The following is a 12,527-nucleotide window of genomic DNA, read 5'->3' as shown; positions in this document are numbered from 1 at the left end:
CAATCCAGCCCGTCCGGCGTTTGAGGACGCGGCCGCAGGCCGCTCCCGCCGCAGGCGGCGACTACCCCCCGTCAGGCGACGGCGCGTCCTTCCTGGGCCGACCCCTGCGCGGGAGCGCCCCCGTGCCGCGCGGCAAGCGCCCCGCCTCGGCGAGAGCGCGCCGCAGCAGGAACTCGATCTGCGCGTTCGCGCTGCGCAGTTCGTCGTTCGCCCAGCGCGTCAGCGCGTCGTGCACGAGCGGGTCGAGCCGCAGCAGCACCTGCTTGCGCTGCCGCGGCCCTTGCTCCGGTGGCTGTTCCTCGGTCACTGGTAGAGCGTGCCCGTGTTCAGCACGGGCTGCGCGGCCCGGTCGCCGCACAGCACCACCATCAGATTGCTCACCATGGCCGCCTTCCGGTCGTCGTCCAGCTCGACGAAGCCCTGCTCGTTGATGTGCGCGATGGCGTCCTCGACCATGCCGACCGCGCCCTGGACGATCAGCTTGCGGGCCGCCACGACCGCGCCCGCCTGCTGCCGCTGGAGCATCGCGGAGGCGATCTCCGGAGCGTACGCGAGGTGCGTGAAGCGCGACTCGATGATCTGGACGCCGGCGGCCTCGACGCGCACGCGCAGCTCGACGGCGAGCTTCTCGGTGATCTCCTCGGCGTTCCCGCGCAGCGACAGCGCGTTCTCGTCGTGCGCGTCGTAGGGGTACTCGATGGCGATATGGCGCACGGCCGCCTCGGTCTGGGTGGCGACGAACTCCTGGAAGTCCTCCACCTCGAACATCGCCTGCGCGGTGTCCTCGACGCGCCAGACCACGACGGCGGCCAGCTCGATGGGGTTGCCGTAGGCGTCGTTCACCTTCAGCACGGCGGTCTCGTGGTTGCGCACCCGGGTGGAGACCCTGTCGCGGCTGGTGAGCGGGTTGACCCAGCGCAGGCCCTCGGTGCGGATCGTGCCCCGGTAGCGGCCGAAGAGCTGGACGACGCGCGTCTCGCCCGGGGCGATGGTGTTGAGCCCGCTCATGGCCGTCAGCGAACAGATGCCGATGAGGATGCCGACGACGACGAACGCCACGCACAGCCCGCTCCTGCCGCCGTGCCCGAAGGTCACCGCCAGGGTGATGGCGCCCGCGGCGAGGAGCAGCCCCCACAGTCCCAGCAGCAGGGCGGTCACGCCGTTGATGTCATGGGCCGGGAACTCCCGCACGCGCGGCTTCTGTACGGCCGGTATGCCCTCCGGAGGCGTGGACTCGGCGGTGATGGTGTCGCTGTCCTGCATGGCGGTTTCCCCCGTTTTCTCGGCGGCGCGCGGTGGTCGGCCGTACGCCGATGGGTGTCTAGCAAAGTGATAGCACTTTATCGCCCTGTACGGTTTTCCGCACCTGGCCGAACCCGGTTCCCGCCACCCGGGGTGCTGTATGTCACGTGCCGCAAAGCCTTGATCGATGGGCGTTTGGTGACAGTTGCGGTGTTAGCTTCGTGAGCTGGGTTGGGGGCGGACAGAGTGGAGCTACGGGAGAGATGGGCCGAGCGGAAGCGCGACGGGCGCAGAAGAGCACCCGCACAGCAAAGGGCGGCAAGCCCAGGAAGACCGGCATACGCCGCTTCTTCACATGGAAGAAGCTGCTTGCCTACTTTGTGACCGTCATCGCCCTCGGCGTCGGCGCCTTCGTGGCGCTCTACATGTACGTCGACGTCCCCGACGGCAAGTTGGAAAACCGGCTGCAGAGCAACATCTACAAGCTCGACGGCCCCAACGGCACGGTGCTGGCCCGTACGGGTCAGGTCAACCGTGAGGAAGTGACGCTGGACAAGGTCCCCGACAGCGTCAAGAACGCCGTCGTCGCCGCCGAGAACAAGAACTTCTGGACCGACTCCGGCGTCGACCTCAAGGGCACCGCGCGCGGCATCTTCAACACCGTCATGGGCCGTGGCAAGCAGGGTGGTTCGACCATCACCCAGCAGTATGTGAAGAACTCCTACCTGAGCCAGGAGCAGACCATCACCCGCAAGGTGAAGGAGCTGATCATCACGCTCAAGGTCGACCAGAAGGTCGACAAGAAGGAGATCCTCGCCGGGTACCTGAACACCAGCTACTTCGGCCGCAACGCCTACGGCATCCAGGCCGCGTCCCGTGCGTACTTCGACAAGGACGTCAAGGACATCACCACGGAGGAGGGCGCCTACCTGGCCGCCCTGCTCCAGGCGCCGAGCCAGTACGACTGGACGGCGGCCAGCGACGCGGGCAAGCGCAACGCCACGGCGCGCTGGAACTACGTCCTCGACAAGGAGGTCGAGCAGAAGTGGCTCGACCCCGAGAAGCGCAAGAGCATGCAGTTCGAGGTGCCGAAGCCGCCCAAGCCCCCCAAGGGCCTGAACGGGCAGAACGGCTATCTCGTCGAGGCCGCCAAGCAGGAGGTCGAGCGGGCCTTCCGCAAGGACGGCCGCGGCGAGGGCGCGCTCGCGGCGGGCGGCTGGACCATCACCCTCAGCATCGACCCCAAGAAGCAGCACGCGCTGGAGCAGGCCGTCAAGGACAAGGTCACCTCCAAGCTGGACAAGCAGGCCCGCAAGGTCGACTCGTACGCCCAGGTGGGCGCCGTGTCGGTGGACCGCAAGACCGGCAAGATCGTGGCCATGTACGGCGGCGAGGACTTCGCCCAGCACCAGATCAGCAACGCCACCCGCGAGGACTACCAGCCGGCCTCCACCTTCAAGCCGGTGATCTTCGCCTCGGCGCTGGACAACGAGTCCAAGACGCAGGACGGCTCGCCGATCACGGCGGGTACGACCTACGACGGCACCAACGAACGGCCCGTCAGGGGCAGTGACACCCCGTTCGCGCCGCAGAACGAGGACCACGTCAGCTACGGCCCGGTGACGGTCCAGGAGTCGATGAACAAGTCGATCAACTCCGCGTTCGCGCAGATGGCCGTCGACGTCGGCCTCGGCAAGGTGAAGAAGACCGCGGTCGCCCTGGGCATGAACGGCGAGGCCGGCGGCTTCGTCGAGCGGCCCGCCATGTCGCTCGGCTCCATGAGCGCGAGCCCGCTGCACATGGCCGGGGTCTACGCCACGCTCGCCAACCACGGCAAGCAGATCACCCCGAGCATCGTCGCCTCCGTGACCCGCGGCGGCGAGAAGATCGCCATGCCGGACGCGGTCGGCTCGCAGGTCCTCGGCCGCACCACCGCCGACGACGTCACCCAGATCCTCAAGGGCGTGGTCAACGACGGTACGGCCAGCGTGGTGCAGAGCTCGCAGTACGCGGTCGCGGGCAAGACCGGCACCTCCGACGACAACAAGTCGGCCTGGTTCTCCGGCTACACCCCGGACCTCATCACCTCGGTCGGCATGTTCGGCGAGGGCCCCGGCGGCAAGCAGGTGCCGCTGACCGGCACCGGCGGCATCGACGGCGGCCGTGTCAACGGTGGTGGCTACCCCGCCGAGATCTGGTCCGCCTACACCGGCCAGGTCGCGGACGGCGACACCGAGTTCGACCTGAAGACGGACGAGGGCGGCGTGGTGCCCCCGCCGCCCGCCCCGACGGGCTCCGCCAAGCCGGGCCCGTCGGCCTCCGCCAAGCCGTCCCCGTCGGGGTCGACCGGCCCGTCCACGCCGCCGTCGGCGAGCACCTCGCACTCGCCGTCGCACCCCCCCACGCCGCCGACGACCAAGCCGACGCCGCCCACGCCGCCGACCAAGCCGCCGACGCCGCCCACGCCGCCGTCACCGCCCACGGGCGGCGGTGACGGCGGGGACCCGCCGAACAACCTCCGCGACTGACCCGTCGCGTACGAGACAGTCGCGCGCGAGAAAGCCGTCCGGCCGCCGCCCCGCTCACTGCGGGACGGCGGCCGGACGGCTTTCCGCGTACCGGAGGGCGTCAGTCGCCGTTGACCTCCGTGGCGATCCGGTCGCCGAGCTTCTTGTCGATGTTGCGCCAGTACTGCAGCGCGCGGTCCAGCACGGGCCTGCTCACGCCCTGCTTCAGGTGGCCGGAGACGTTGGACACCAGCCGGTCGCGCGCGGCGTCGTCGAGGACCTGGCGGACCATCGTGCCCGGCTGCCCCCAGTCGTCGTCCTCACGGTGCAGCTTGTACGCCTCGCGCACCATCTCGCCCGCCGCCGCCCAGCCCGCGATCTCACCGAAGCGCCCGGTGTCGGCGGCCGGCCCGCCGTACGAGTTCGGCGCGTACGGCCGGGCCACGTTCGCCGGCTCGTAGCGCATCGGACCGTCCTTCGCGTACGAGTTGAGGGCCGAGTGCGGGCGGTTGGGCGGCAGCTGGGCGTAGTTCGGGCCGATGCGGTAGCGGTGGGTGTCCGGATACGAGAACAGCCGACCCAGCAGCATCTTGTCCGGCGACGGCCCGATGCCCGGCACCAGGTTGGACGGCTCGAAGGCCGCCTGCTCGATGTGGACGAAGAAGTCCTCCGGGTTCCGGTTCAGCGTCATCCGGCCGACCTCGATCAGCGGATAGTCGCCGTGCGGCCACACCTTGGTGAGGTCGAACGGGTTGAAGCGGTAGTCCGGCGCGTCCGCGAACGGCATCACCTGGACGTTCACCGTCCACGACGGGGCGTTGCCGCTCGCGATCGCGTCGTAGAGGTCCCGGCGGTGGTGGTCGCCGTCCTCGCCGGCGATGCGGTCCGCATCCGCCTGGGTGAGGAAGTCGATGCCCTGGTCGGTCTTGATGTGGTACTTCACCCAGAACTTCGCACCGCCCCCGTTCACCCACATATAGGTGTGCGAGCTGTAGCCGTTCATGTGGCGCCAGGTCTTCGGGATGCCGCGGTCGCCCATCAGCCAGGTGACCATGTGCGCGGACTCCGGCGACAGCGTCCAGAAGTCCCACTGCATGTCGTTGTCGCGCAGCCCGTTGTCGGGACGGCGCTTCTGCGAGCGGATGAAGTCCTGGAACTTCTGCGGGTCCCGGACGAAGAAGACCGGGGTGTTGTTGCCGACCAGGTCGTAGTTCCCGTGCTCCGTATAGAACTTCAGGGCGAAGCCCCGCGGGTCGCGCCAGGTGTCCGGACTGCCCTGCTCGCCCGCCACGGTCGAGAAACGGGCCAGCATCTCGCACCGCTTGCCGGGCTGGAACAGGTCCGCCTTGGTGAACTGGCTGACGTCATTGGTGACTTCGAACGTGCCGTAGGCGCCGCCGCCCTTGGCGTGCACCACCCGCTCGGGGACCCGCTCCCGGTTGAACTGGGCCATCTTCTCGATCAGATAGTGGTCCTGGAGCAGGATCGGTCCGGAGTCCCCGATGGTGAGCGAGTGCTCGTCGCTCTCCACGGGGATTCCGGCGTTGTTCGTCGTGTACGGGGTCTGCTGCGCCGAGTCGGTCATGGGACGCCTCCCGGAACGGGGATGGATGAGGGCGCGTCCGTACCGCCCTCCACCCGAGCCAGTGAACTCCGCCGACAGCGCGTCGGCAACAGGAGTCTGGACACTGTCCAGAATTTCACCTCGTACGGGCGAATGGGCGGCAAGCGGAAGCGCCGGGCGCCCCGGCGCGCACGCGGCGCCGTCAGCGGGCGTGCGCGGGCAGCGCCATCTCGAACCACACCACCTTCCCGGTGCTCAACCGGGTCGCGCCCCACCGCCTGGCCAGCCTGTTCACCAGATACAGGCCCCGCCCGCCCTCGTCCGAGGGCCTCGCCTGCCGCAGCCTCGGCAACTGCGGCACATCGTCGCCGACCTCGCAGCGCAGCACGTCCGTCCGGAGCAACCGGAGCGTTATGGGCCGTTCGGCGTACCGCACCGCATTGGTGATCACCTCGCTGACCAGCAGCTCCACCGCGTCGCTGAGCTCCTCCAGACCCCAGCGGGTGAGCGCCCGCTTCGCCAGCCTGCGCGCCTGCCGGGCCGTCTGCGGGCGCGGGTCGAGGAACCAGTACGCGACGTCGCTCGGCGCGATCCCCTCGAAGCGGGCCGCGAGCAGCGCGATGTCGTCGTCCCGGTCCCCGGGACCGAGCATCCCCAGCACCTCGTCGCAGAGCGGCTCCAGCGGCGGCGGGTTCGGGCCGGTCAGCCGGGCCGTCTCGATCAGCCGCTCCCGCAACTGCTCTATGCCCGTCCACACGTCCCGCAGCCGGGACTCCACCAGCCCGTCCGTGTACAGCAGCAGCGTCGCCCCGGCCGGGGCGTCCAGCTCCACGGCCTCGAAGTCCACCCCGCCCACGCCGATCGGCGCGCCCGGCGGCACCCGCAGCACCTCCGCGCGCCCGCCGCGGTGCAGCATGATCGGCGGCGGATGCCCGGCGTTGGCGATGACGATGCGGTGCGCGACCGGGTCGTACACCGCGTACAGGCAGGTCGCCATGCGGTCCGAACCCAGCCGCTGCGCCTGCTCGTCCAGGTGGTGCAGCACCTCCGCCGGGGGCAGGTCCAGGCCCGCCAGGGTCTGCGCGGTGGTGCGCAGCTGGCCCATGATCGCGGCGGAGGTCATCGAGTGGCCCATGACGTCGCCGACGACCAGCGCGACCCGGTTGCCCGGCAGCGGGATCGCGTCGTACCAGTCGCCGCCCACCCGGGCCGTCTCGGCGGCCGGGAGGTAGCGGCTGGCCAGCCGGACGCCGGTCGGCTGCGGCAGGGAGTCGGGGAGCATGGTGCGCTGCAGCTCGTCCGCGATGTACACCTCGCGGCCGTAGAGCACCGCCTTGTCCACGCCCAGGGCGGTATGGGTGGCGAGCTGCGCCGCCACCAGCAGGTCGTCGCCCTCGAACGCGGGCCGGTCCGCACGGCGGATGAACACCGCCGCGCCGATCACCCGGCGCCGCCCCCGCAGGGGCGCGAGGATCGTGCGCTGCCGGTCCGGTACGGTCCGGTCCTCGCCCAGCAGCTCCGGGAGCGCCGCCCGCGCGGCGGAGGAGTCTCCGTAGACGGGCCTGACCCCTCGCAGCACCTCCGCGAGCGGCCCCCCTATGCGGACCTCGCAGCGCTCGGCGGCGACGGCCGCGAGGTCGGTCGCGGGGTCGCGGTCCGCCGGGGCGTCCGGGTCGGCGGGGTCGCCGAGGCCGCGCATGTGCTCGGGCAACTGGTCGGTGCGGCGCAGCCGCAGCACGACGGGGCCCATGGGCCGCTCGTCGCCCACCGGCAGCGGGTCGCGCAGGTAGACGAGGATCGCGTCGGCGAACGTCGGCACGGTGGCCCGGCACAGCCCCAGCACGATCTCGTCCAGGTCTATGCCCCGGGCGATCCGCCGCGTCGCGGCCCCCACGAACCGCAACCGCGTCCCGGCCTCCGCCGCACCGCCACCGCCTCCCTCACCCCCGGCCTGCGCCGGTCCGCCACCGGAGCCCTTGGCCTCCGCCCGGGGCCGCGCTCCGGCCTCCGTCGAGTCGTCGCCGGAGGCCCCGGCCTCCGCCCTGGGCCGTGTCCCGGCATCGGCCGGGTCGTCGCCGGGGCGTCCGGCTCCCTCGGCGTCCGAGCGTGACGCGCCGCCGCCGTGAGTGGACTCCGCGGTGGTCGCGGCGGCCGGGGTCGCCGTCCGGTCGCCGTCCTCCGCCGGTGAGTGCGCGCCGGTCGCCGGTCCCTGCCGGGCGGGCAGGTCCGCGTCGCCGGGCGCGCACGACCCGTCGCGGGCCGCAGGCCGCTCGGTGCGCGGTTGAGGGACCGCGTCACCTCTGCCGGTCGCCGGTCCCTGCCGGGCGGGCAGGTCCGTGTCACCGGGCGCGCATGCCACGTCGCGGGCCGCGGGCCGCGTCGCAGCGGTCCGCTGTCTTCCGTGGGAGAGAGGATGCTCCGTCACGCGTGGGGTTCCATCCGTCGGGGCCGTACGCCCGGGTCGTTCAGGGCGCACCGTGGGTCAGGCGCGTCGCAGATTGAAGAAGAGCTGGATCTCGGGTGGGACGTCCGTGCTCGCCGGGGCGTACGCCAGCGTGCTTTCCCCGGCGACGTCGAAACCCGCCTCGCATACGGCCTGGCGCAATTCCTCCCGCAGATATCCGGATACCCGGATCGTGTGGCCCAGGAACGGAATCGCGAAGTCGTCCACGTCGGCCTCGACCATCGCGAGGGCGAACAGCCCCCCGGGTCTCAGCAGGCCGTGCACCATCCGCAGTGCGTGCGGGATCTCCGCCCGCGGCAGCATCAGCAGGGAGAAGAACGCGGCGACACCGTCGAACGCGCCCAGCCGGCCGTCCCGCAGGTCGGCCAGGTCCGCACGGAGGAACTCCGCCCCGGGCACATTGCCGCGGGCGAGCCCCAGCATGCCGGGGGAGAGGTCGACACCGACCACCCGGTGGCCCGCGTCCGAGAGCTGCCGAGCGGTCGGCAGGCCCGTGCCGCAGCCCAGGTCCAGGAGGCGGGAGCCGGGCGGCAGCGTCCGCGCCAGCCAGGCGCCCGCGGCGAGCTGGCCCTCCTTGTGCGGGAAGGCGTCGTCGTAGCGGTCGCCTATCGCGTCGAACGCCTCCGCCTGACCACTGCGGTCCAGCCCTAAGCGCGCGTAGCCGTCGTAGTCCCGCTCGTCGTCACCGCTCACGGCTCCGCCCTCCTGTGACCGTCTTCTGTGAACATGCGTCACATGCCGTGCTCTGTTCGTGCCGTGCTGCTGTGCAGTATCGCGGAGGCCGATCCTACGGTTGTCCGTCGGGGGCCCGCCAAGTGGTTCCGGAGGTTCACGCCCGGAGCCGGACCGGGGAGCGGTCCCAGTCCTCCGGGAGCGCCGGTACGGTCCAGGCGGGGTCCGGCCGCCAGTCCTCCCAACCGCCCGCGAACGGTGCCCCCCAGGACTCGATGCGGGCGACCGCGGCGCGCCCCGCGGTCCGCACCCGGCCGGCCTGGGCGGCGGACATCAGGCCCGCGCGCTGCGCCTGGGCGAACTCGTCCTCGTCCTTCCACTCCCAACTGCGGTCCGGATAAACGGCGATGTCCAGGAAATGGTCCTCGGAGTCGACGCCGCCCGCCCAGCGGGCGAGCGGCTCCTCGAGGTTCACGTACCAGTTCTTGAAGCGCCAGTCACGGTCCCAGAACAGCCAGACCGACCAGGCGTCCCCGGGCCGGGCGAGCTTGAGGACGCCGGTGCCGAACCAGCGGGAGACGACGGTGGTGCGCGGCTTGGTGTAGCGGGTGGCGAGCGGCTCCTCGTGGATGGAGGTGCCGTCCGCGAGCTGCGGCTTGACGCAGTCGGTGCCGGGCGCCATCCACACGGCGAGGAGCTCGTCGGTGTCCTGGACCACGGTGACGGGACGGCAGATGTGGACGCGGTCGGTGGCATTGCCCCGGTAGCGCCAGAGGATGTGGTCCCCCGGCGCCCAGGAGCCGGCCGTGCCCGTCGTGTCCAAGGAGTCCGCTGTCATGCGCAGATCCTAGGCGGCGGGGCGCCTGGAGCGCCGTGATGTGCGCCGCAAAGGTACGGTCCAGTAGGGGCGCGGGCGGCCGCCGACGGCCCGCGGCCGCGAACCGAGCGGACGGCCTGCCCCGGCGGGCGCCCCCGGACGGTTACGGCCGGGTCATCCGCAGCACGTCCAGCGCCTCGTCCAACTGCTCGCGCGTCAGCAGCCCGCGGTCCACGTAGCCGGACTCCAGCACGACCTCGCGGATCGTCTTCCGCTCGGCAAGGGACTTCTTGGCCACCTTCGCCGCCTCCTCGTAGCCGATGTAGCGGTTGAGGGGCGTCACCACGGACGGCGAGGACTCCGCGTACTCGCGGGCCCGTTCCACGTTGGCGGTGATCCCGTCGACCGTGCGGTCGGCGAGCAGCCGTGACGCGTTGGCGAGCAGCCGCACCGACTCCAGGAGGTTCTTCGCCATGACCGGGAGCATCACGTTGAGCTCGAAGTTCCCGGCGGCGCCCGCCGTGGCCACGGTCGCGTCGTTGCCGACGACCTGGGCGGCCACCATCAGGACCGCCTCGGGGATCACCGGATTGACCTTGCCCGGCATGATCGACGAGCCCGGCTGGAGGTCCGGCAGGTTGATCTCGGCGAGGCCGGTGCGCGGGCCGGAGGACATCCAGCGCAGATCGTTGGCGATCTTCGTGAGGCCGACGGCGATCGTCCGCAGCTGGCCGCTGGTCTCCACCAGGCCGTCCCGGGCGCCCTGCGCCTCGAAGTGGTTCCGGGCCTCGGTCAGCGGCAGCCCGGTGGCGCGGGCGACCTCGGCGATGACGGCGCCCGAGAACCCGGCCGGGGTGTTGATGCCGGTGCCCACGGCCGTGCCGCCGAGCGGCAGTTCGGCGAGGCGCGGCAGCGCGGCGCGCAGCCGCTCGACGCCGTAGCGCACCTGCGCGGCATAGCCCCCGAACTCCTGACCCAGCGTCACCGGGGTGGCGTCCATCAGGTGCGTACGGCCGGACTTGACGACCTCCGCGAACTCCTTCGCTTTCCGTTCCAGCGCCTCGGCGAGGTGCTCCAGCGCCGGGACCAGATCGCCGGTGACGGCCGCGGTGGCGGCGATGTGGATGCTCGACGGGAAGACGTCGTTGGAGCTCTGCGAGGCGTTGACGTGGTCGTTGGGGTGCACCTCGCGGCCGAGGCGCTCGGTGGCCAGGGTGGCGATGACCTCGTTGGCGTTCATGTTGGACGAGGTGCCCGAACCGGTCTGGAAGACGTCGATCGGGAAGTGGTCGTCCCAGCGGCCCTCCGCGACCTCGTCCGCCGCCGCCCGGACGGCCTCCGCGATCTCCTTGTCGACCACGCCCAGCTCGGCGTTGACCTTGGCCGCGGCGGCCTTGATCCGGGCCAGCGCCTCGATGTGCGCCCGCTCCAGCCGCTGCCCGCTGACGGGGAAGTTCTCCACCGCCCGCTGGGTCTGGGCGCGCCACTTGGCATGGGCGGGGACCCGCACCTCGCCCATGGAGTCATGCTCGGTCCGGTACTGCTCACTCTCGGTCATCGTCACTTACCTCCTGACAAACGCAGCGTTTGTCCGGCGCGACGTGTTCCCAAGTCGCACTACCGATAGTAAATACCGCGGGTAACAACTGAAATCGGGGAGGCTCCATGCCACGCAGACCCACCCTGCGCTGTGCCCTCGCCGCCGTCGCCGCGTGTGCCGCGGCGCTCGGCGGGACGGCCACCACCGGACCCACCGCCCACGCCGACACCCGCACGTCCGCCGTCACCCCCCTGACACCGGAACTGGAGAGCATCCGCGCCGCCGAGGCCGCCGGGCTCTACGGCGACGCCGCCGAACGCCCCCTCGCCGAGCGGAAGACCTCGTTGATCTCGCTCGGTGACAGCGAGATATCCGGCGAGGGCGTCGGCACCTACGAAGCCGGCACCGACGGCCCCGCCAACTGGTGCCACCGCTCGCCCGACTCCGCCATCCACCGCACCACCATCCCCGCCGACGTCACCTACAACGTCGCCTGCTCCGGCGCCGCCACCGGCAACATCCGCATCGGCGGCAGCAAGCAGTACGCGGACGAACTCGTGCAGAGCGACGCCCTCGCCGTCAAGGCCCGCAACACGCGCGTCAAACTGATCCTGCTGGGCGCGGGCGCCAACGACGACCTCCAGTTCGGGCCCGTGATGACCGACTGCGTGGAGCGCTACCTGCTGCTCCAGGGCACCTGCGAGCCCAAGTACGCGCCCGGCTGGCAGGCCCGCGTCGACAGCCTCGTGCCCAAGGTCGAGCAGACCGTGCGCGACCTGCGGACCGTCATGCGGAACGCGGGCTACGCCGACGACGACTACCGGCTCGTCGTCATGGCCTACCCCAGCCCCATCGGCCCCGACTTCGAGGACAACCCCGACTTCCCCGGCAAGATCCCGGGCGGCTGCGTGGGCTACACCTCCGACGCCGCGTGGGGCCGCAACACCGCCGTGCCCGCCTTCGAACGCGGCATGCGGCAGGTCGCCCGCGACACCGGCGCCGTCTTCCTCGACAACTCGCGCCTCTTCCACGGCCACGAGGTGTGCATGGAGGACACCTGGGCGCGCGGCCTCTACGTCAACCTCTCCAACCCCTTCCCGCCGGACGCCAATTCCGTGCGCCAGTCCTTCCACCCCAACTACCGCGGCCACGGCGCCTTCGCGTCCTGCATAGGCCGGCTCTACGCCGCCGGCTACCGCGAGGCGGGGTGCGCGGACCCGGCGAGCACGGGCACGCCGGTGCTGTACCAGGGCGCCTGGGACGACGCGTACCGCCCGCTGAAGAGCACGGCCACGGGCACCTGCGTCGACGCCTACGGCGCGGCGTCCGCCAACGGCACGGAGGTCGGCGGCTGGGACTGCAACGGCGCCCGCAACCAGCTGTGGTGGTACGACGGGCAGCGGGGGTCGCTGCACTCCGGGCTGACGCACGACCGGTGCGTCGACGTTCCCGGCGGTACGTATTCCGCCGGCGCGGCGCTGGAGCTGTGGAACTGCCACGGGGGTGACAACCAGAAGTTCACGCGGAGTGGTTCCGCGATCAGCCCGGCGGGCGCGCCCGGCCTGTGCCTGACGCTCGCGTCGGCGAAGGACGCGGTGCGCTTGCAGCCGTGCGACGGCTCGGCGGCGCAGAGTTTCGTGTGACCGAACCCGCCCGTCCACCCCGCCCCCGGAAGCGGGTGGTTTCCCTCCGGGGGCTGCCGCGCCCCGTCAGAGGCGCGG

General features: G+C 71.5%; 9 protein-coding genes. 2 read left to right on the top strand and 7 right to left on the bottom strand.

The window, feature by feature from the left end:
* Positions 1-61: 61 nt before the first annotated feature.
* Both ACWD4A_RS01185 and ACWD4A_RS01180 read right to left on the bottom strand, forming a co-directional pair.
* Positions 62-307, bottom strand: a complete 246-nt coding sequence (locus tag ACWD4A_RS01185) for a hypothetical protein (protein ID WP_451187758.1) — start codon at positions 305-307, stop codon at positions 62-64.
* Positions 304-1,263, bottom strand: a complete 960-nt coding sequence (locus ACWD4A_RS01180) for an SPFH domain-containing protein (RefSeq protein WP_451187757.1) — start codon at positions 1,261-1,263, stop codon at positions 304-306. The genes ACWD4A_RS01185 and ACWD4A_RS01180 overlap by 4 nt, the downstream gene beginning before the upstream one ends.
* Before the next feature lie 242 nt (positions 1,264-1,505).
* Here ACWD4A_RS01180 and ACWD4A_RS01175 point away from each other — a divergent pair, with 242 nt between their 5' ends.
* The gene (locus tag ACWD4A_RS01175) at positions 1,506-3,770 is read left to right on the top strand and encodes a transglycosylase domain-containing protein (protein WP_451187754.1); all 2,265 of its coding nucleotides are present in this window, start codon (positions 1,506-1,508) and stop codon (positions 3,768-3,770) included.
* Positions 3,771-3,870: 100 nt separating this feature from the next.
* Here ACWD4A_RS01175 and ACWD4A_RS01170 read toward each other — a convergent pair whose 3' ends face one another.
* From ACWD4A_RS01170 to ACWD4A_RS01150, 5 genes are all read right to left on the bottom strand, one after another.
* Positions 3,871-5,334 (bottom strand): catalase, encoded by a 1,464-nt coding sequence (locus ACWD4A_RS01170; protein WP_451187751.1) that lies wholly within the window; start codon positions 5,332-5,334, stop codon positions 3,871-3,873.
* A 181-nt stretch (positions 5,335-5,515) separates the two neighbouring features.
* Positions 5,516-7,738 carry an ATP-binding SpoIIE family protein phosphatase gene (locus ACWD4A_RS01165; RefSeq protein ID WP_451187748.1) on the bottom strand — a complete coding sequence of 741 codons (2,223 nt, stop codon included), beginning with the start codon at positions 7,736-7,738 and terminating at the stop codon, positions 5,516-5,518.
* A 57-nt stretch (positions 7,739-7,795) separates the two neighbouring features.
* Positions 7,796-8,470, bottom strand: a complete 675-nt coding sequence (locus tag ACWD4A_RS01160; protein ID WP_451187747.1) for a class I SAM-dependent DNA methyltransferase — start codon at positions 8,468-8,470, stop codon at positions 7,796-7,798.
* A 136-nt stretch (positions 8,471-8,606) separates the two neighbouring features.
* Positions 8,607-9,287 (bottom strand): cytidylyl-2-hydroxypropylphosphonate hydrolase, encoded by a 681-nt coding sequence (fomD, locus tag ACWD4A_RS01155; protein WP_451187744.1) that lies wholly within the window; start codon positions 9,285-9,287, stop codon positions 8,607-8,609.
* Positions 9,288-9,429: 142 nt separating this feature from the next.
* Positions 9,430-10,824 carry a class II fumarate hydratase gene (locus tag ACWD4A_RS01150; protein WP_451187742.1) on the bottom strand — a complete coding sequence of 465 codons (1,395 nt, stop codon included), beginning with the start codon at positions 10,822-10,824 and terminating at the stop codon, positions 9,430-9,432.
* 107 nt (positions 10,825-10,931) lie between these two features.
* Between ACWD4A_RS01150 and ACWD4A_RS01145 the strand changes: the two genes are divergently transcribed.
* Entirely contained in the window at positions 10,932-12,449 is a 1,518-nt protein-coding gene (locus ACWD4A_RS01145) for a ricin-type beta-trefoil lectin domain protein (protein ID WP_451187740.1), read from the top strand.
* Positions 12,450-12,527: the final 78 nt, after the last annotated feature.

This window comes from Streptomyces sp. NPDC002537 (assembly GCF_053594975.1).
Note: the sequence above shows the minus strand (reverse complement) of the source record. Positions and strands in the feature narration are given on the sequence as shown.

Bases quoted from the DNA above. Each gene is read 5' to 3' on its own strand.
- ACWD4A_RS01180 (WP_451187757.1), bottom strand. From the start codon at position 1,263: ATGCAGGACAGCGACACCATCACCGCCGAGTCCACGCCTCCGGAGGGC.
- ACWD4A_RS01175 (WP_451187754.1), top strand. From the start codon at position 1,506: ATGGGCCGAGCGGAAGCGCGACGGGCGCAGAAGAGCACCCGCACAGCA.
- ACWD4A_RS01170 (WP_451187751.1), bottom strand. From the start codon at position 5,334: ATGACCGACTCGGCGCAGCAGACCCCGTACACGACGAACAACGCCGGA.
- fomD (WP_451187744.1), bottom strand. From the start codon at position 9,287: ATGACAGCGGACTCCTTGGACACGACGGGCACGGCCGGCTCCTGGGCG.
- ACWD4A_RS01150 (WP_451187742.1), bottom strand. From the start codon at position 10,824: ATGACCGAGAGTGAGCAGTACCGGACCGAGCATGACTCCATGGGCGAG.
- ACWD4A_RS01145 (WP_451187740.1), top strand. From the start codon at position 10,932: ATGCCACGCAGACCCACCCTGCGCTGTGCCCTCGCCGCCGTCGCCGCG.